At 44.0% G+C, this 18,775-nt stretch carries 18 protein-coding genes and 1 riboswitch; of the genes, 9 read left to right on the forward strand and 9 right to left on the reverse strand.

What is annotated here, in order from left to right; genetic code table 11:
• The first annotated feature begins 85 nt into the window (after positions 1-85).
• Both murD and ftsW read left to right on the forward strand, forming a co-directional pair.
• Positions 86-1,432 carry a UDP-N-acetylmuramoyl-L-alanine--D-glutamate ligase gene (murD, locus tag N518_RS0104845; protein ID WP_005017127.1) on the forward strand — a complete coding sequence of 449 codons (1,347 nt, stop codon included), beginning with the start codon at positions 86-88 and terminating at the stop codon, positions 1,430-1,432.
• 24 nt (positions 1,433-1,456) lie between these two features.
• The gene (gene ftsW / locus N518_RS0104850; protein ID WP_005017125.1) at positions 1,457-2,653 is read left to right on the forward strand and encodes a putative lipid II flippase FtsW; all 1,197 of its coding nucleotides are present in this window, start codon (positions 1,457-1,459) and stop codon (positions 2,651-2,653) included.
• 5 nt (positions 2,654-2,658) lie between these two features.
• Here the strand turns inward: ftsW and N518_RS0104855 are convergent, their stop codons facing one another.
• The 7 genes from N518_RS0104855 to N518_RS0104885 form a co-directional block, all read right to left on the reverse strand.
• Positions 2,659-2,889: a zinc-ribbon domain-containing protein gene (locus N518_RS0104855; RefSeq protein ID WP_005022982.1), complete on the reverse strand. Its 231-nt coding sequence runs from the start codon at positions 2,887-2,889 to the stop codon at positions 2,659-2,661.
• Positions 2,890-2,957: 68 nt separating this feature from the next.
• Positions 2,958-3,833: a tRNA glutamyl-Q(34) synthetase GluQRS gene (gene gluQRS / locus N518_RS0104860; protein ID WP_016801156.1), complete on the reverse strand. Its 876-nt coding sequence runs from the start codon at positions 3,831-3,833 to the stop codon at positions 2,958-2,960.
• 46 nt (positions 3,834-3,879) lie between these two features.
• Positions 3,880-4,413, reverse strand: a complete 534-nt coding sequence (dksA, locus tag N518_RS0104865; RefSeq protein WP_005022984.1) for an RNA polymerase-binding protein DksA — start codon at positions 4,411-4,413, stop codon at positions 3,880-3,882.
• Between the two features lie 211 nt (positions 4,414-4,624).
• Positions 4,625-5,434 (reverse strand): 3',5'-cyclic-AMP phosphodiesterase, encoded by an 810-nt coding sequence (gene cpdA / locus N518_RS0104870; RefSeq protein ID WP_005022985.1) that lies wholly within the window; start codon positions 5,432-5,434, stop codon positions 4,625-4,627.
• Positions 5,435-5,443: 9 nt separating this feature from the next.
• Entirely contained in the window at positions 5,444-6,064 is a 621-nt protein-coding gene (locus N518_RS0104875; protein WP_026444028.1) for an NUDIX domain-containing protein, read from the reverse strand.
• Positions 6,065-6,140: 76 nt separating this feature from the next.
• Positions 6,141-8,033: a phosphomethylpyrimidine synthase ThiC gene (gene thiC, locus N518_RS0104880; protein ID WP_005022988.1), complete on the reverse strand. Its 1,893-nt coding sequence runs from the start codon at positions 8,031-8,033 to the stop codon at positions 6,141-6,143.
• 89 nt (positions 8,034-8,122) lie between these two features.
• Positions 8,123-8,249: riboswitch (TPP riboswitch) on the reverse strand.
• A 66-nt stretch (positions 8,250-8,315) separates the two neighbouring features.
• Positions 8,316-9,380: a hypothetical protein gene (locus N518_RS0104885; RefSeq protein ID WP_005022990.1), complete on the reverse strand. Its 1,065-nt coding sequence runs from the start codon at positions 9,378-9,380 to the stop codon at positions 8,316-8,318.
• A gap of 361 nt (positions 9,381-9,741) precedes the next feature.
• Between N518_RS0104885 and N518_RS0104895 the strand changes: the two genes are divergently transcribed.
• Together N518_RS0104895 and phoU are read left to right on the forward strand one after the other, a co-directional pair.
• Positions 9,742-11,094 carry a TolC family outer membrane protein gene (locus N518_RS0104895; RefSeq protein WP_005022991.1) on the forward strand — a complete coding sequence of 451 codons (1,353 nt, stop codon included), beginning with the start codon at positions 9,742-9,744 and terminating at the stop codon, positions 11,092-11,094.
• 99 nt (positions 11,095-11,193) lie between these two features.
• Positions 11,194-11,916 (forward strand): phosphate signaling complex protein PhoU, encoded by a 723-nt coding sequence (gene phoU / locus N518_RS0104900; protein WP_005017107.1) that lies wholly within the window; start codon positions 11,194-11,196, stop codon positions 11,914-11,916.
• A 528-nt stretch (positions 11,917-12,444) separates the two neighbouring features.
• Here phoU and N518_RS0104905 read toward each other — a convergent pair.
• Positions 12,445-12,717: an oxidative damage protection protein gene (locus N518_RS0104905; protein WP_005022992.1), complete on the reverse strand. Its 273-nt coding sequence runs from the start codon at positions 12,715-12,717 to the stop codon at positions 12,445-12,447.
• 29 nt (positions 12,718-12,746) lie between these two features.
• Positions 12,747-14,180: an argininosuccinate lyase gene (argH, locus tag N518_RS0104910; protein ID WP_010700193.1), complete on the reverse strand. Its 1,434-nt coding sequence runs from the start codon at positions 14,178-14,180 to the stop codon at positions 12,747-12,749.
• Between argH and N518_RS0104915 the strand changes: the two genes are divergently transcribed.
• From N518_RS0104915 to N518_RS0104935, 5 genes are all read left to right on the forward strand, one after another.
• The gene (locus tag N518_RS0104915; protein WP_026444031.1) at positions 14,171-15,310 is read left to right on the forward strand and encodes a sensor histidine kinase; all 1,140 of its coding nucleotides are present in this window, start codon (positions 14,171-14,173) and stop codon (positions 15,308-15,310) included. The two genes, argH and N518_RS0104915, sit on opposite strands and share 10 nt — an antisense overlap.
• A gap of 68 nt (positions 15,311-15,378) precedes the next feature.
• Positions 15,379-16,116: a LytR/AlgR family response regulator transcription factor gene (locus N518_RS0104920; protein WP_005017100.1), complete on the forward strand. Its 738-nt coding sequence runs from the start codon at positions 15,379-15,381 to the stop codon at positions 16,114-16,116.
• Between the two features lie 102 nt (positions 16,117-16,218).
• Complete coding sequence (gene hemC, locus N518_RS0104925; RefSeq protein WP_026444029.1) at positions 16,219-17,139, forward strand: hydroxymethylbilane synthase; 921 nt, start codon at positions 16,219-16,221, stop codon at positions 17,137-17,139.
• Positions 17,140-17,144: 5 nt separating this feature from the next.
• Positions 17,145-17,927: a uroporphyrinogen-III synthase gene (locus N518_RS0104930; protein ID WP_005023000.1), complete on the forward strand. Its 783-nt coding sequence runs from the start codon at positions 17,145-17,147 to the stop codon at positions 17,925-17,927.
• The gene (locus tag N518_RS0104935; RefSeq protein WP_005023002.1) at positions 17,924-18,772 is read left to right on the forward strand and encodes a hypothetical protein; all 849 of its coding nucleotides are present in this window, start codon (positions 17,924-17,926) and stop codon (positions 18,770-18,772) included. The genes N518_RS0104930 and N518_RS0104935 overlap by 4 nt, the downstream gene beginning before the upstream one ends.
• Positions 18,773-18,775 lie beyond the last annotated feature (3 nt).

Genomic DNA, 18,775 nt, shown 5'->3' on the forward strand with positions numbered 1-18,775 from the left:
TTAAAAGCAAAACAGAAAAAGCTTTCAAAATCTCAAAGTGCTACCATTTCGTCAGTTTCTAAATACACATAGATGCGGGGCAAAAATGTTAATACAGCGTGGCGGATTAAAAGTCGTGGCCGGTTTGGGCATCTCGGGCGTATCTGCCGTGAATTTTCTTCATGAGCGTGGTTATCAGGTGGCTGTGACAGACTCACGGACCCATCCACCAGGACATGACCAGATTCCTGCAGGTATCCAGACCAGTTTCGGACAACTAGATACCGAGTTACTGCTACAGGCTGAAGAAATCATTTTAAGCCCCGGTCTCGCGCCACAGCTTCCTGAAATTCAGCAAGCTATAGCAAAAGGAATTCCAGTAGTAGGTGACATCCAGTTGTTGCGCCGCGCCACCGAGGTGCCAATTGTAGCCATTACCGGATCGAATGCTAAAAGTACCGTGACCACACTGATTGGTTTAATGGCAAAAGAGGCTGGGAAAAAAGTTGCAGTGGGCGGGAATTTGGGTCGTCCAGCGCTTGATTTACTTAAAGATCAGCCAGAACTGATTATTCTGGAACTATCAAGTTTTCAGTTAGAAACCACTTCACTGTTAAATGCCGAGGTGGCAGTCGTGCTTAACATGAGTGAAGATCATCTGGACCGGCATGGTGATATGCTGGGTTATCATGCAGCCAAACACCGGATTTTTCAGGGCGTTAAAAAAGTCGTCTTTAACCGTGATGATGCCTTGAGCCGCCCTTTAGTTCCTGATGCTGTGCCAGTACAAAGTTTTGGGCTGAATGCACCAGATATGAACCAGTATGGTGTACTGCGTGATACAGACGGTACACTCTGGCTAGCTCGTGGCCGCGAGCGCCTGCTGAAAAGCACAGAAATGTATATTCAGGGTACACATAATATTGCAAATGCACTAGCCTGTCTGGCTTTAGGTGAAGCTATCGGTTTACCTTTAAATTCTATGCTAGAAACATTAAAAAGCTTTAAAGGCTTGGCTCATCGCTGTGAATATGTCGATACGGTGAATAACGTACGCTATTACAATGATTCTAAGGGAACCAATATCGGTGCAACTCTAGCAGCAATTGAGGGCTTAGGCGCAGCCATAGCACCCCGTAAAGGTAAGGTTGTGGTCATCTTAGGCGGACAGGGCAAAGGGCAGGACTTTAAGGCTCTTCGCGCAGCAGTTCAGCAATATGTCAAAACAGTGGTACTGATTGGTGAAGATGCACTGAAGATTGAACAGTCAATTGAAGGCAGTACTGAAATTCTGAAAGCTGCAACTTTACAAGAGGCGGTACAGCTATGCCATGCCAAGGCAGATGCAGAGGATGTGGTCCTGCTGTCTCCTGCATGTGCCAGCTTTGATATGTTTAAAGGTTATGATGATCGAGGTCATCAGTTTGTTGCTTGTGTAAAAGCATTGGTCTAAAAGAAGAAAGATAAGGAAAGGTCTATGGCTGGGTTTGCTCAGACAACCATTAACAAGGTCCAGCAGTGGTATGAGCGTTGTGCACCACGAATACCGGCTGAAATTACAGCGCGTAATGTTCTGATTTTCTGTGTTGTGGCATTGCTATGTCTCGGGTCGGTGATGGTTGCATCCGCCTCGATGCCCTATGCCGAGTATCTGCATGAAAATCCGTTTCATTATATTATACGTCACGCTCTTTCAATTGTAGTTGCAGCGATTGCAGCATTTCTGACTTATAAAATTGCCCTGAATGTCTGGTTTAAAAATACATTCCCATTATGGCTCATTACTATTGTATTACTAGCCGCCGTGCTGGTCATCGGGACTGAGGTAAATGGTTCTACCCGCTGGATCAGGCTGGGCGGTTTTACTTTGCAACCCACCGAAATTGCAAAGGTAATGATGGCAATTTTTACCGCAGACTATGTGGTGCGCCGTGCTGAAGAAGTGCGAAATCACTGGAAAGGTCTGGTGCGTTTAGGTGCAATCATGGCTATTACTGTAGGCCTGATTGTGGCAGAGCCAGACCTCGGCGCTACGGTGGTTATTGTCATGATGATGCTGGGTATTTTCTTCTTGGCCGGTGCACCGCCACGAACCTTCCTGATCTTTTTAGGCGCCGTAGTTGCAGCAATCGTATTCCTGATCCTGTTTGAGCCTTATCGATTCCAGCGACTGATTTCTTTCGCCGACCCTTGGGCAGATCCGCTCGGTGCCGGTTATCAGTTGTCTAATGCATTAATGGCATTTGGCCGGGGGGAGTGGTTTGGAACCGGACTTGGGCATAGTGTACAAAAACTGTCTTATCTACCAGAAGCGCATACTGACTTCATGCTGGCCGTCTTGGGTGAAGAACTGGGCTTTTTTGGTATTTTTGTAGTCATTGGCCTTTCTTTTACCATGCTTGCCTGCTGTATCAAAATTGGCCATCGTGCATTGCAACATCAATACCTGCGTGCAGGCTATCTGGCTTATGGTATCAGTATTATTTTTCTGCTGCAGATTCTGGTTAATGCTGGCATGAACATGGGCCTTATGCCAACCAAAGGACTAACGCTGCCTTTCATTAGTTATGGAGGAACCTCACTCATGATGTGTGCTGTAATGATCAGCCTGATTTTAAAAATTGATGCCTCTACTCAGGTCCTCAATCCAAACCGTGAAGAATCCAGCTTTTAAATTTTCTAAATCCGGGCATGCTCCAGTACCATGCCCGGCATTTCATGGCCACAATGCAGGCATTTTACAAGTTCTCCTTTAGCCTTTGACAGGGGCAGGAGAGGTATAAAAAATAAGGAAAAATACTGACGTTGCTGCTTCAGTTCATAAGCGCTGCGTGTCCGGCAAACTGGACACACAAACTGTCCATTTTCAACTGTTTTTGTTTTGGGCCCGATACCGAAAATAAAAAACATCTTGCTGCTCCACTGATCTGTTCTGCTCCATTGCAGCTTACTTTTCAGATTCAAGCAATCTTTTCATGTTACAGATAGTGACCATTTAGCATCAAGCTGTGAGGTATGGCCTCAACACTCCACTGGCTAATTGCCTGTTTGAGCATTAAAGAAGGCGTATCCAAATCAACAGCAGGCTGATTTAGAGCATTTAAAGCTTTTTGTAGTAAGACAGAGGGCTGGCTTAAATCCAGTGCTAATGCCAGATTCTGTTTGGAGAGCTTTTGTCCTTGACTATTCATTGCAAGCGGAAGGTGCATATAATGCAGTACAGGATAACCCAGCACTGAACCCAGCCACATTTGCCGGACCGTATTGTCGAGCAAATCGGCACCGCGTACCACGTGAGTAACGCCCTGTAAGTAGTCATCCACTACTACAGCCAGTTGATAGTTAATAATCCCATCACGACGTTTGAGCACAAAATCACCCAAATCATAAGCCAAGTTAGAACAATGCTTGCCTTGCAGTCGATCTGTAAAGCACAGTTCTTCGTCACTTACCTTAATACGGATGGCCTGATGCTCAAATGGCAGATTGAGATGGCGGCAGGTACCTGTATAGATATGATTGGAGCCTAATATTTTACGGGTACACTGGCAGGCATAAACTAGGCCCTGCTTTCGCAATTGTGTCAAAACCGACTCATAAATATCAAGGCGGTCTTTCTGGAAAATAATATGTGAATCTACTTCGAAACCAAAGGCCTCAACGGCACAAAGGATATGCTGTTCACTACCAAGAGAGATTCTCGGGATGTCTGTATCTTCAATCCGGACCAGCCATTTACCCTGTCGGGCTTTGGCATCACAGTAACTGGCCACCGCTGTAATAAGTGAGCCGAAATGTAAAGGGCCGGTTGGCGATGGCGCAAACCGACCCACGTAATGCTCTTGAATTGACATTTTCCTTTGTAAAGAAGAGATCAGAAAGGAATCACTGCTCACAGAATTAGCCGTTATTCTGCTTCTCTTTGATTTCCGCCAGTGTTTTGCAATCAATACATAACGTAGCAGTCGGACGCGCTTCTAAGCGGCGTAAACCGATCTCAATCCCGCAGGTTTCACAGAAACCATAGTCTTCATCTTTAATGGTCTGTAAAGACTGTTCAATCTTGCGGATCAGTTTACGTTCGCGGTCACGGGTCCGTAACTCGATTGCAAATTCTTCTTCTTGGGTAGCGCGGTCATTTACATCAGGCAGGGCAGTATTCTCATCTTGCATGGTGTTTAGAGTACGGTCTACTTCCGACATCAATTCAGCTTTCCACGCTTCTAGAATCTGGCGGAAATGCTCAAGCTGCCCTTCAGACATGTATTCTTCATTTTTTTTAGGCTGATAAGGCGCTATACCAAACAAGCTTGCTGTTGTACCTGCCTCTGAAGTTTTAGCTTTCGGCTTACGGGTACGTTTTGCAGCAGTTTTTTCACTATCTGCAGCTTCTGTATGTTCGTCTAAGACTTGATTCTGGTTGTCATTCGCCATATAGGGCATTCCTCATCATATACGTATATCTATACGCAAAAAATATGGTGATATGCAAGTATTATATCCATCCCCCTAGGGTGAATTTTCCCATCAGGGGCGGTCATCATATAGATATTTTAATTAAGATGATAGTCACACTCTCTCAGACTATCGGCTTAATACTAAATTTAAGGGTCTTAAATTAGCCCAAAATTTAAGAAATGAAAAGTTAATAGCCTGAAATTTCTGTCTCAATTCTGTGATGAAAATCTTTTAAGCGATGTACTTGCGTATCTAACTGGCCACTGCTGTGCAGCTTGAGTATCCGGTAGCCTGGAGCCTGCTCATCTAGCGCAAACTGGTCACTGAGTGGCTTAAACTGAACAGAGGTAGATGGGGTCGATAAAAACTGGATATTATTCCAGATATGGATGGAGTCCTGATGTACATGACCACAAATTACAGCCTGTATATTACTATGCTGAGCCAATATTTCTGTCAATTCCGGGGTATTCTTGAGTTTATGCTGGTCGATCCATCGGGATCGCATCTCGAAAGGGTGATGATGGCAGGCAATTAAGACATGCTGATGCGCATGTTGCTGAAGTTGCTGTTCAAGTGCCTTAAGCTGTGTCTGGCTAATGTGGCCATCTACTCGGCCATCCACTGCACTATTTAATAAAAACAAGCACCAGTTTCCAAGCTCGACAATACCCGGTTCATGATAACTCTGCTGAAACGGAAAATAATCAAGATCATCATGATTGCCTGGAACCTGAAAAAAGGGTATTCCTAAACCCTGCATATAGCTGAGATAACGCTGGTATGTGATGTGTTCGGGTTCCTGGGCCAAGTCTCCTGTATGAATAATCGCATCAATGTGGGGATGCTGGAGAAGAATCTGCTGTATGACTGCATGAAAGCTTTGTTCGGGGTTCATCTGTACAAATTCTTTTTCAGCTTGCCCCATCAGATGCGTATCGGTGATTTGTATGATCACCCAAGTATCTCGATGCTCCATTGAATGAGAGACTATCATCGTTATCCTTCAGTTCTTTATTATTGTGACTACATGCTGCCTAAGCCATTGCAAGGCCATGATGACTGGGGCATTACATAACCGATTCTGCTGAAATAGCGGGTCAATGTCCTGATAGTCCAAAATATGAAGACGAATATTTTCGCCTTCATCGGGCATACCAAAGATTCCTCCGTTTAGATCGAGCTTTGCTTGGGCTGTATATAGGTGAAATAACTCGGAGCAGGCCCCTGCAGAAGGGTAAAAGCTAAAAAGATGTTGCAGGGTGTGAATTTCGCAACCTGATTCTTCAAGACTCTCACGGTACAGACACTGTTCAGCAGATTCACCTGCATCAAGAACACCCGCAATTACTTCAAGCTGCCATGGTGATTCATGGTCATCGACAGCACCAATACGGAACTGCTCAATCAAAGCAAATTTCTGCTGTTCATCATTATAAATCAGGACACCTGCCGCCTCTGGACGATGAATCAGCTCGCGCTGTAATACAGGAGTGTAGGTATTCTCGCCAAACAGGCGATGACGCAAGGCGACTTTCTCGATCTGTATAAAACCTTGGTACACACGTTCACGTGCTTCAATCTTAACATCGGTTGCAGAATAGCTGGCCTGTTCAATGATGGTCATACGTTCAATCAGGATGAAGAAATGTTTACTTCATCCTAACTGAGATTAAGACTTACTCAAATGTTTTTTTAGAAATTTAGACTTTATGATAAAGCTTCTGGCCTGCCTCATGGTAAGCCGCCTTCATCGTTTCAAAGCCTTCTTCTACCTGCTGTGCTATTTCGAGTTCTTGGTTCTTTGCCTGATTCTGAGCATAATCCCGGACATTCTGGGTAATTTTCATTGAGCAGAATTTTGGACCACACATTGAGCAGAAATGAGCTGATTTATGTGCCTCTTTGGGTAGGGTTTCGTCATGCATACTGCGGGCTGTATCAGGGTCCAGACTCAGATTAAACTGGTCATCCCAGCGAAATTCAAAGCGGGCTTTGGATAGAGCATTATCACGCACTTGGGCTCCGGGATGACCCTTAGCCAGATCTGCTGCATGCGCTGCAATCTTGTAAGTGATAATCCCGTCTTTTACATCTTTTTTATTTGGAAGCCCCAAGTGTTCTTTTGGCGTGACATAACACAACATGGCAGTACCGTACCAGCCAATCATGGCAGCCCCAATAGCCGAGGTAATATGGTCATATCCCGGAGCAATATCGGTAGTCAGCGGCCCTAATGTATAAAATGGCGCCTCCTTACATACTTCAAGCTGCAAATCCATGTTTTCCTTGATCATATGCATAGGCACATGACCAGGGCCTTCAATCATGACCTGCACATCATACTCCCAGGCACGTTGAGTCAGCTCGCCTAGAGTTCGTAGTTCATTAAACTGCGCTTCATCATTGGCATCCTGAATACACCCCGGACGCAAGCCATCTCCCAGACTGAAAGAAACATCATAGGCTTTCATGATTTCACAAATTTCATCGAAATGGGTATACAGAAAATTTTCCTGATGATGGGCCAGGCACCACTGTGCCATAATCGAGCCGCCACGCGATACAATACCGGTCAGACGCTGAGCAGTCAGTGGAACATATCGCAGTAATACGCCAGCATGAATAGTAAAGTAATCAACACCCTGTTCAGCCTGTTCAATCAAGGTATCTTTAAAAATTTCCCAAGTCAGGTCTTCGGCTACTCCATTTACTTTCTCCAGCGCCTGATAAATTGGAACAGTTCCAATCGGTACCGGGGAGTTACGGATAATCCATTCCCGGGTTTCATGTATGTTTTTACCAGTTGACAGATCCATAATGGTATCGGCACCCCAGCGGGTTGCCCATGTCATTTTAGAAACTTCTTCATCAATTGATGAGCCCAGAGCCGAATTCCCGATATTGGCATTGATTTTGACCAGAAAGTTACGACCGATGATCATCGGTTCAATTTCTGGATGATTAATATTGGCAGGAATAATGGCCCGGCCTGCTGCTACCTCCTGACGCACGAACTCTGGCGTGATTTCACGTAAATTCTGTGCACCGAAGTTCTGGCCACTATGCTGTCGGGTGTCAACGCCGTGACACTGACGCTGATTTTCACGAATAGCAATATATTCCATTTCTGGCGTAATAATACCCTGTTTTGCATAGTGCATCTGGGTAACATTTTTACCTGCTTTGGCACGACGGGGCTGTGAGATATGGGCAAAGCGGATTTCGGCAGTAGTAATATCTTTTAAGCGCGCCTGTCCGAACTCTGAAGAAAGCTGGTTCAGGACTTCGGTGTCTGCACGCTCTTCAATCCATCGTTTACGTACATCTGGCAGGCCCTGCTTCAGGTCAATCTTGATTCTCGGATCGGTATAAACACCCGATGTATCGTAGACCATAACTGGTGGGTTGTGTTCACCGCCTAGACCGGTTGGGGTGTCGGTCAGACTGATTTCACGCATGGGAACCTGAATGTCGGGACGTGAACCCTGTATATAGACTTTTCTTGAAGCAGGCAAAATACGGGTCAGTTCTTTGGCTTCTTGCTCATGCTGACTAGATAAAGGTAAAGAAGAATGATTCGTTAACTGGTTCATGTACATGATCCTTATGAATGATATCAACGAATCAAGCACGACCAAAAACGGTGGCAGATTTATCCTGTAAGAATAAAAGAAGAGCTTCAGTTTTTAGATGGCTTGATTCCTACGCAGGTCTTAACCTGATCAGGTTCAACGGTACTCATGATCAATTCCTGAAAAAAGGAATTACATGATCTCAGCGAGTAATTACTCGCGCTCCGTCAAGCATGTAAAGATCTTAGCATGGATTTTCAGAATGAACAGCCATGCTTGAAGTAACAATGTAGTTCTTTGGTCTTAATAACTTATACAGACAGCATCACTAAAACAGTCACGATATTGGTCACGTGGGGAGTTGGCATACGGGTCACGTAACTGAACATATTTTTCCAGCTGCCGTAAGGTCAAAATATTTTCCTGTCCTGAAAGACGTTCCGGCGCAGTCAGCTGAACTTTTATTTTCTGATTACGCTGGGCGGGTGACATCTCTACAAATTCTAAAAAGCGTTTGGACTGGGCGGCCAGTTCCGAGTCGCGCTGTTTAGCAACTTGCTGAATCACAGTCAGTGCATCTGGCCGTATAGAAAGCTCACCAGTATAGGTATCAGAGATTGGGGTGTTATTCATACCTTTAAACAGAAATGAGGTATAAAGTGAAAGCAGCAGTCTGGCATCATCTATAAAGCTGCTATTCGGATATTGCTTGACATAGCTTTCCCAGAACTGTGCACGCTGTGCGATTTCATCCCAAGAAATTGTCAGTGCGCCATCACGCAGAGGACTCTGCTGGTTCTGGCTAGCCAGTTTTTCAATAAAGATTCGCTCGGCAGTCGGTAAATAGGGGGCAAAAATCTGTGCCAGATATTGTGGCTGGCGGCGATAACTGAACATGCCTTCTCCACCATCATATAGCTCATAATATACTTTGCCCTGATGCTTGAGCAGGTACTGATCACGCGGTGAAAATTTTTCGGTATAACTTTGCTGTAACGTCGGATGAGGGGACTGGTTAAAAGCATAGTCTTCAAATGCTGTCTGCTGTTCAGGAGTACGCTTAACTGTCAAAAAGCGCTGATACATGGCATTCGAGGCTTTGAGAATCTGTTTTTGCTGTTCAAATTTTAGCTGTGGCAAACAGGTTTTAATTTGTGCATTGACTTGATCTAAGGACTCTACTGTACTTTCCGAATTAATTTTCTGCATCTGTTCTGCCAGGTTCAGGCAGCGGGTATCATCCTGTTGTGGAGCAATACGGGTAGGAGGCGGCGTTTCTTGCTTGGCTGTTTTCTCCATTTCGGGCTTCTGGCAGCCAGCCATAGCTAACACCAGCAGGGAGAGAGAAAGATAAGCAAGAGGCTTCATACGTTTTTTCCTCCAAGGCGGGGGACTACTTGACTCAGGTTGTATGATGCGTGAGCAAGACAACAGCGTACTAAGAGCGAGCAAACTAGCAGAATATGGTTGATGATGATTATCTTTAAAAACCCAGTAAAAGCTGTAGTATTGTTTAAATTATTTGTAAGCAATATGTAGTATGGATTTAGGCAAGATAGCTGGATTTTACTATATTCTTACCCTATTGAAACTGCCTGAAGTCAAGAACTGGGAAAATTTAATAAAAATCATACTTAAACTTGGCTATTCATGAGTAATATGGCATACCTGAAAACTGTCCTGAAAAAGATAGTTCGGTTTTTTGCGGTGTAGATGGGCATTTAAAAAAATGAAGAAAAAAATTTTCCTGAGCCTGTTTTTTCTAACTACAAGTTCACAGCTTTATGCACTTGATCTGGTAGAGGCTTATCAGCGTGCCAAACAGTCAGACCCAAGCTGGCAGGCTAATCTTTACCAGTATCAGGCCGATCAGCTTAATCTGGGTATTGCGCGTACTAATTTTTTGCCGACAGTCAGTGTCAGCGGTAATATTACCCGTAAACATCAGGGAAGTGACCAAAGCAATAGTGTGACCATTCCAGGTTTTGAAAATTTTGGTGATGCCTTAATGTCCTCGACCTCTACCACGAAGCAAATTTCGATTACGGCACGTCAGCCCTTATTCCGTAAAGATGCCTGGGAGGGTTATAAACAGGTACAAACCTCCGTACTGCTGAGTGAAGTACAGTTACGCCAGCGCCAGCAGGACCATATTCTCAATGTGGCTGAGAGTTATTTTAATGTCTTACGTCAGCAGACACTGACCAGCTCTCATTTACAGGAAGAGAAAGCATTATTAGAGCAGCTGGAAATGATGAACGCCAAGTTACGTGAAGGACTGGTTGCCCGTAGTGATGTCAGTGAAGCCAATGCCCAGTACCAAAATGCCCGGGCCAACCGGATTTCAAGTAATGTACAGTTGCTTCTGGCGCAGGAACAGCTTGCACAACTAATTGGGCCATATCAGGAAAGTCTGGCGGTGCTTCAAGAAAATTTTAGCTATCAGCAACCTTATCCGGCTAATTTGCAAGAATGGACTACCTTGGCACAAAATCAGAATCTTTCAGTACAGCAGGCACGTTTGCAACAAAAATATAATGATGACCAACGCCGGATTGAACGGGCAGCCTTATATCCGCAGCTTGAAGCAGTAGCTACCTATGGCTATACCAAACAGTCACCGGAAACACTTATCTCTGGTGATGGTCAGTTTGACCAGATTGGCGTGGAAATGAACTGGAATCTTTTTAATGGGGGACGCACACAACAAAATATACGAAAGGCTACAGTCGATATCCGGCGTGCTGAAGCAGAGCTGGAAGCTGCTGTCCGTAAAAGTACAACTGATGCCAAACAGGCCTACCTGCAGGTTCAAACTGACCAGAATAAATTAGAGGCCCGTAAGGCTGCGATGCAATCATCCGAGCTGGTATCACGCGCTTCACGTGCTCAATATAATGAAGGTTTAAAAACTATAGTAGATGTATTGCTGGCTCAGCGTAATGCTTTTTCTGCCCGGCAGGATTATGTAAATGCACAGTATGATCATCTGATTAATATATTGCGTTTGAAAGCCGCCGCAGGTCAGCTCAATGAACAGGATTTGCAGGAAATGAACAGCTGGCTGGTTGAAAAGTTTTGACAGCTATTCATAAATGAACTGTCATCAAAGTTTCATCATAGCTATGCTTTAATACAAGATGCATCAGAATTTTCTTTTTAGCTGGCTGGAGTCTTTATCTTGAGCTTGAATAACCCTGTATTAAGTCACCATATTTCTTCACAGTTTAATGAAGAACTGCAAGGTGTTACGACTAAATTTATGACTATGGGCGGTCTGGTCGAGCAGCAGGTGGCCAATGCAATACGGGCTTTGCTGGATACAGATACCAATATGGCTATCGACGTACAGTTTCAGGATAACGTAGTAAACCGTTATGAACGGGAAATTGATGAAGGGTTAACCCTGATTCTGGCACGCCGTCATCCGGCTGCGATTGACCTGCGTATGGTGATCGCGATGAGCAAAGCAAATACTGACTTGGAACGGATTGGAGACGAAGCCGCAAAAATCGCCCGTATTGCCCAAAACTTATGTGAAGAAGGCGGATCGCCACGGGGTTATATGGAAACCCGGCATATTGGCAATCAGGTGCGGGTTATGATCCATGATGCACTGGATGCTTTTGCTCGGGTCGATGCTGAGCAGGCGCTTAAAGTACTTTTAGCCGATGCCGATATCGATCGTGAATACCAGTCAGCCACCCGTACCCTAATGACTTATATGATTGAAGATCCACGCCATATTTCCCGGGTACTGAACGTGATGTGGGTATTGCGCTCACTTGAACGTATTGGTGATCATGCCCGTAATATTTCGGAACAAGTAATTTATATTGCAAAAGGACTTGATGTACGTCATACCAGCCTAGATGAAATTGAAGAACACGTACAACGCCGCTAAACAGACGTTTTAAAAAGTGAAAAGGCCCGGGGAAAGTTTCCCGGACCTTTGAGTCAAGAGTAAGGAAAAATCATCACATCCTGTACCCATTGCAATTTTTAATTATTTTTCTATGCTCACCTAGCTTCCTGCTTGGCTACAACTTTAGTCTAATGGAATTAAGTAAATATCGTAGAAGTAAAAATCTGATATCACTGTAAGCTAAAGCTTATACAAGAGTAAGCAAAAAATTAAATATAGAATAAAAAAGTCCCAGACTTTGGGGGAAATCTGGGAACGAAAGAGGAGCTCATTCAAAATTTCACTTATGCAGAATTCATCAGAGCTTTATATAAGTTTTCTTAAAATCAGTATAAGAATTTCAGGTTTATTACTCATTATAGTTCATGTGTTTTGATGTGAAGGGCATGTAAATTAAGTTAATATAGTGTAATTAATTGCTTTAAAAATAAGCTTTGTCTTTATTTATTAAAAGTATAAATTGAACAACAATATCTTGACCCACTCTAAAGTGGGTCAAAACAAAGATTAATTTTCTGGTTTCCAGCCCTCAGCTTTTTCTACACTTGCATCATTACTGAAAAATTTTTCACGTTGCTCTTCAAGAAATTTTTTTGCGTCGGGTTCAAATACATTCAAACGCTTTTCATTAATGAGGGTGGTCTGGTGCTGTAACCATTCCTGCCAAGCCTGTTTAGAAACCGTGTCAAATAGTTCCTGACCTCTAGCGCCGGGGAAGGGCGCAAATTCTAACCCTTCCATTTCTTTTTGATATTTACGGCAAAACACCTGTCGAGACATATCAATACTCCAAAGTTAAGATATAGCGTTTAAGCATAAAGCTTTTCTAAACGCGCATGCGCACGATCAATAGCTGCTTCTACTTGAGCCGGGGCCGTACCGCCAATATGGTTACGCGCATTTACTGAAGCTTCCAGAGTTAGTGCTTTTTCAAATACATCTGCCTGAATCAGGTCAGAGAACTGTTGAAGCTGTTCAAGGCTAAGTTCAGAGAGATCTTTACCTTCCTGAACGCCCAGAGCCACTGCTTTACCTACGATTTCATGTGCATCGCGAAAAGCGACTCCATTTTTTACCAAGTAGTCCGCAAGGTCTGTTGCAGTAGAAAAACCGCGAAGGGCTGCTTCACGCATGATATCGATATTGGGTACCAGAGCTGGAATCATGTCAGCAAATGCCATCAATGAACCACGTACGGTATCAATTGCATCAAATAATGGCTCTTTATCTTCCTGATTATCCTTGTTGTATGCTAATGGTTGGCCTTTCATTAGGGTCAACAGGCTCATCAGGTCACCATAGACACGACCGGTTTTACCACGTACCAGTTCAGGGACATCGGGATTTTTCTTTTGTGGCATGATTGAAGAACCCGTACAGAAACGATCCGGGATATTAACGAATTTGAACTGTGCTGAAGTCCATAGAATCAGTTCTTCGGACATGCGTGATAAATGCATCATGATTAAAGATGCAGCAGCATTAAATTCAATCGCAAAGTCACGATCCGATACGGCATCTAACGAGTTTTCAGCAACTGTTTCAAAACCCAAAAGTTCAGCCGTATATGCACGGTCAATTGGATAAGTTGTACCAGCAAGTGCCGCAGAACCTAATGGCATGCGATTAACGCGCTTGCGGCAATCAATAAGACGTTCAGAGTCACGAACCAGCATCTCAAACCAGGCCAATAAATGATGACCAAAAGTCACAGGCTGTGCGGTTTGTAGATGGGTAAAACCGGGCATGATGGTTTGGGTATTTTTAGCTGCCAAACCCAAAATACCTTTTTGTAATTTTTCCAGCAGATCTAAAATGGCATCAATTTCATCACGGACATAAAGACGGATATCAGTTGCGACCTGGTCATTACGGCTACGGCCGGTATGGAGTTTTTTACCTGTAATGCCGATACGCTGGGTCAGGCGTGACTCGATGTTCATATGTACATCTTCAAGGTCAATGCGCCACTCAAAATTTCCTGCCTCAATATCTGCTTTAATGGCAGTTAGACCTTCAATAATGTCATCACGTTCCTGTTCGGTCAGTACCCCTACTTTGGCAAGCATGGTCGCATGAGCAATTGAACCGGCAATATCCTGTTTATAAAAACGTTGGTCAAATTGTACAGATGCGGTAAATTCAGCCACAAAAGCATCGGTAGCTTCGGAAAAACGGCCGCCCCACATACCGGAAGTCTGATTCTGGGCAGGCGTATTGGAGGAATGAGAAGATGTGGTCATGTCGGCTCAGCAAAATAAAAAAGAGTATAGCAAATTCAACAGCGCTTGCCGAAGCACAGCGTGATAATTCCGCAATACCATCAATAAATAACCGGAATAATTTATATTCTTTTACAAAGCGTGGACGCTGGCAATATCTAATCGAATTATTTCTGGTCAGTACGCTGTTGTCACTGATCCTTATTCTGGCAAAAGCGGGGACATGGCAAAACCTTCAGCTTGACCAATTGGCACAGTACATTTTTTTTATTCAATGGGTAGTATTGTGTTTTACTGCTTTGGTAGATACCTGGCAAAACCAGTTCAGACAGCTCAACCATTTTTATGCCTTACTGTTCGGTTTTCTGCTACTTCAGTGCATTGTTCTGGTATCTACCTTCAGTCTGAATATGCTGAACTATTGGGGTAGTCATTTGAGCTGGACGGGAATAGATTCCGATATTTCATTTAAAGATATAGGTTTAAATCTCAGTTTTGGGATATTGATGGGAGTTATCTTTCTACGTTATCTGTATATGCGGGAGCAATGGTTCAGACAGCAAAGTAGTGGATTAAACGCCCGTATACAGGCCATGCAGGCACGTATTCATCCGCATTTTTTATTTAATAGTATAAATAGTGTAGTAAGTCTCATCAGTACAGACCCTGACAAGGCTGAAACAATGCTGATCAGCTTGTCCAAACTTTTTCGTGCCAGCCTGCAAGACCTCAAGCTGGTCAGCTTACAGCAGGAAATTGACTTGTGCCGGCATTACCTTTCAATTGAGCAGATGCGTCTGGGTGAACGGCTCCAGGTAGAGTGGAAAATAGAAAATACTCACTCTTTAAATCAGGTTTATATTCCACTTCTGACCTTACAGCCTCTGATTGAAAATAGTATTTTCCATGGAGTTGAAAGTGTCTATACTCAAGGTGCCATCGGTATACTGGTTGAAATACTTCAAAATCAAGTTACTATAGTCATTACCAATCCTTACTCTTTAGATAAAATAACATTACGTAAAGGTCATGGTATTGCTATAGAAAGTGTACGGGAGCGGTTACAGGCCTATTTTGGACAGTCTGTACAGTTTCAAAATTTTGCCGGTGAGGGGATTTATACCACTATCGTGCAGTACCATTATAAATAAAAGAATAAAACCAGAGTCCAGATCAACATATATAAATTAAATGAAGTTGATCTAGACAAGGAGAAGAAATGGATATCCTGATTTGTGATGATGAGCCATTGGCCGTCGAACGCTTATCTCGTCTGGTTACCCAGCTCGGGCATCATGTAGTCGCTACAACATCAAGTGGTCAGCATACGATTGAACTGGTCCAGCAGTATCAGCCTGATGTTGTATTGCTTGATATTCAAATGCCGGAAATGGATGGTTTGCAATGTGCTGAACAGCTAAACCAGCTGGACCTTATGCCGGCGATTGTCTTTTGTACGGCTTATGAAGATCATGCATTGGAAGCTTTTAAATCAAGTGCGGAAGGTTATCTGCTCAAGCCCATAGAGGTCAGTGAGCTGCAGCAGGTTCTGGACAGGCTGACCCGTTTGAACCAGGCACAAATGTCGGGCCTGAAGCAGAAAGATATAGATACGGCAAAATTACAGCGTCAGCAAATTACTGCAAAAAGTTATCGGGGTGTTGAGCTGGTGCCTGTGGAGAATATTTACTATTTTTTAGCTGACCAGAAATATGTCACAGTACGTCATAAACATGGCAGCATTTTGATTGATGAGACCTTAAAAGAACTTGAACAGGAATTTTCGGAGAAGTTTATCCGGATCCATCGTAATGCACTGGTATCTGTTGACTATCTGGATGGGCTTGAGGTTGTGACTTCCGGACAGTATCAGGTACGCTGCCGTGAACTTGACGAGCGGCTGGCCGTAAGCCGTCGCCATTTACCTGGTCTGCGTGAGCGGATACAAAAGCTTTAAAGAACTAAAATAGGACGGTTTTATCGGCTTTGGACGATAATTTACTTGCATTTTTAGGGGATCACGTTAAGTTTAAAGGGACTTTTTAACGCCTGAATTATGATGATGACCTTAAAAATTGCAACCCGTAAAAGCCCTCTAGCGCTCTGGCAAGCTGAACATATTCGTGCCCGTTTGCAGGAACTTCACCCTGGCTTGACGGTAGAACTGGTCACGTTTGTAACCCAGGGCGATAAGATTCTTGATACTCCTCTGGCAAAAATTGGGGGTAAGGGCCTGTTTGTAAAAGAACTTGAAGCTGCCTTGCTGGATGGACGTGCTGATTTGGCAGTGCACTCGATGAAAGATGTGCCTATGCATTTGCCAACAGGGTTATCGTTACCTGTGATCTGTGAACGTGAAGATCCATGTGATGCTTTTGTTTCAAATCGTTTTGAAGGCTTTGAGCAGTTACCAAAGGGGGCAACAGTCGGGACGTCAAGTTTACGCCGTAAAACCCAGATTTTGAAAGCCCGTCCAGATCTGAATATTCTCGATTTACGTGGTAACGTGGGTACCCGTCTGTCTAAACTTGATGCAGGTGAATATGATGCGATTATTCTGGCTAGTGCTGGTTTGAAACGTCTGGGATTGAGTGAGCGCATTAAACATACCCTGTCTCCGGAATTAAGTCTGCCCGCTGTTGGGCAAGGTGCGCTAGGACTAGAATGCCGTACAGATGATCAGGCCATACTTGATCTGATTTCTCCACTTCAGCATGAGCAGACAAGTATATGTGTACGGGCAGAGCGAGCATTTAATAGTCATTTGGAAGGAGGGTGTCAGGTTCCGATTGCTGCTTACGCGACTCTGGAAAATGGCCAGCTCCAGCTTGAAGGCCGTGTAGGAAGTGTGGATGGCTTAATATTACTTTCATCTCAAGTTTCAGGACAGCCGGAACATGCTGAACAGTTGGGGGTTGAATTGGCAGAAAATTTATTGTCACAAGGTGCTGGCGAGCTGCTAAAAGCCCTTTATAAGTAAGTTTTATGCTATTTATTAATACCCGCCCGCAAGAACGCAGTCAGGCATTAAGTCTTGCCTTACTGCAAGCAGGTCATCAAGTACTTGAGTTGCCTTTACTTGAACTAACACCAACTGCTTACTCACTCCAGCTACAACAACTCTATCAGAATCTGCCATTCTGTCAGGTAATTGTGGTAGTGAGTCCTGCAGCAGCAGATATTGGGATGCAGTATCTTCAGCAAAGTGGCATCAGCCTGAACGATTTAAGACAATTACAATGGATAGCGGTAGGCCAAACTACAGCTGAACACCTGAAGCATTACAGTATTTCCAGTCAGGTCCCTAAACTTGAGACCTCAGAGGGGATGCTTGAGCTTGATGTATTCAGACAATTTAATGACCTGCACAGTGTAGCATTCTGGCGCGGAGAGGGGGGGCGCCAGTTTATGATGCAAAATCTGCATCAGCAGGGAATAAAGGTTTTAAACTTTATTTTATACGAACGGTCCTGCCCGACACAAAGCATTCATGATTTTTCTAAAGTTGCAGCACAGATTATACAATACGGAAATCAGGTGCTGGTCCCTATTACTAGTGAAGCCAGCTGGTCTAACTGGCTGGATTTATGCCAGAATCAGCAGTCTGTTTTGCAGCTATGTCATTATCTGGTGCTGGGAGAGCGTTTATATCAGTTGATACACGGTTATAAAATCCAGCATCAGGCCAAATTTCAGGTTTCAAAAATAGAATATTTAAAACCTGAGGTCATACTCCAGTATATTGCAGAGTTGCAAGGGAAATTATGAGAAAGTTTTTATTCTGTATAATCATTCTGGCGTTGGCTTGGTTGGCAAAAATTAGTTATGACCTGTTTCAGGTTTCCCGCCAATTACCGGAAGTAGAAGTTAGTTTGCATCGAACTGAGCAGCTCAATGCAAGCCTCAACGACCAGGTAGTAGCTCTGCAGCGCCAGATTAGCCAGATAGCAGTGACTACCTCCACTAATCCCTCTCAGTCTCCCCAGCAGCAGTCAAGTCCAGACGTTTTAGCAGAATTTAGCCCGGTCGCATTAATTGGTGAACGTTTAGAGCTGGTTCAGTTTGCTGTCCGGCAGCAGCAGTATGTGTATGCGCTGGAAAAATTATCAGAACTGGATCGTGATTTACATGGCTATGTACTGGCACCTGAACTCAAACAAAGTCTACATCAGGTGATTCATACAGATCAGTTAGCGATTCAACAGTTCGTGCAGGCTAAAACTCGGCAACAAGAATCTTTAGATGCACTGTTGTTAGAAACTGACCAGTTACTGAAGCAGGCCATACAGCAAAATAATTTAAGTCCTGCCAAGATTCAGCCGCAACATTTCTGGCAGCGCTGGTTGCAGATTGAACCAGTTCAGCGTCCAGGAGCTATATTGATGAATCGGCAACTGGTTCTCAAAGAGGTACAGCTAAGGCTGTTACTGGTAAGACAGTCACTTATGCAGGGGCAATATGCAGAATACCAGCAGGGCCTGGATGATGTAATTAAACAGCTGAATCAGCTACCCGACTATGACAGCCAGCAGTTAAAAAAACGTTTAATGAATATGAAGTATCTGCCAGTCATACCAAATCCGAAACTTGGTGCTATGACATTACTGGGTTAAGGG

This window comes from Acinetobacter sp. UNC436CL71CviS28, assembly GCF_000620525.1.
GTDB lineage: Bacteria > Pseudomonadota > Gammaproteobacteria > Pseudomonadales > Moraxellaceae > Acinetobacter > Acinetobacter radioresistens.

What these genes read in the sequence shown, in the direction of transcription:
- murD (WP_005017127.1), top strand. Translation starts at nt 86, where the DNA reads ATGTTAATACAGCGTGGCGGATTAAAAGTCGTGGCCGGTTTGGGCATC.
- ftsW (WP_005017125.1), top strand. Translation starts at nt 1,457, where the DNA reads ATGGCTGGGTTTGCTCAGACAACCATTAACAAGGTCCAGCAGTGGTAT.
- N518_RS0104855 (WP_005022982.1), bottom strand. Translation starts at nt 2,889, where the DNA reads ATGTTTTTTATTTTCGGTATCGGGCCCAAAACAAAAACAGTTGAAAAT.
- gluQRS (WP_016801156.1), bottom strand. Translation starts at nt 3,833, where the DNA reads ATGTCAATTCAAGAGCATTACGTGGGTCGGTTTGCGCCATCGCCAACC.
- dksA (WP_005022984.1), bottom strand. Translation starts at nt 4,413, where the DNA reads ATGGCGAATGACAACCAGAATCAAGTCTTAGACGAACATACAGAAGCT.
- cpdA (WP_005022985.1), bottom strand. Translation starts at nt 5,434, where the DNA reads ATGATAGTCTCTCATTCAATGGAGCATCGAGATACTTGGGTGATCATA.
- N518_RS0104875 (WP_026444028.1), bottom strand. Translation starts at nt 6,064, where the DNA reads ATGACCATCATTGAACAGGCCAGCTATTCTGCAACCGATGTTAAGATT.
- thiC (WP_005022988.1), bottom strand. Translation starts at nt 8,033, where the DNA reads ATGAACCAGTTAACGAATCATTCTTCTTTACCTTTATCTAGTCAGCAT.
- N518_RS0104885 (WP_005022990.1), bottom strand. Translation starts at nt 9,380, where the DNA reads ATGAAGCCTCTTGCTTATCTTTCTCTCTCCCTGCTGGTGTTAGCTATG.
- N518_RS0104895 (WP_005022991.1), top strand. Translation starts at nt 9,742, where the DNA reads ATGAAGAAAAAAATTTTCCTGAGCCTGTTTTTTCTAACTACAAGTTCA.
- N518_RS0104905 (WP_005022992.1), bottom strand. Translation starts at nt 12,717, where the DNA reads ATGTCTCGACAGGTGTTTTGCCGTAAATATCAAAAAGAAATGGAAGGG.
- N518_RS0104915 (WP_026444031.1), top strand. Translation starts at nt 14,171, where the DNA reads ATGTGGTCATGTCGGCTCAGCAAAATAAAAAAGAGTATAGCAAATTCA.
- argH (WP_010700193.1), bottom strand. Translation starts at nt 14,180, where the DNA reads ATGACCACATCTTCTCATTCCTCCAATACGCCTGCCCAGAATCAGACT.
- N518_RS0104920 (WP_005017100.1), top strand. Translation starts at nt 15,379, where the DNA reads ATGGATATCCTGATTTGTGATGATGAGCCATTGGCCGTCGAACGCTTA.
- hemC (WP_026444029.1), top strand. Translation starts at nt 16,219, where the DNA reads ATGATGACCTTAAAAATTGCAACCCGTAAAAGCCCTCTAGCGCTCTGG.
- N518_RS0104930 (WP_005023000.1), top strand. Translation starts at nt 17,145, where the DNA reads ATGCTATTTATTAATACCCGCCCGCAAGAACGCAGTCAGGCATTAAGT.
- N518_RS0104935 (WP_005023002.1), top strand. Translation starts at nt 17,924, where the DNA reads ATGAGAAAGTTTTTATTCTGTATAATCATTCTGGCGTTGGCTTGGTTG.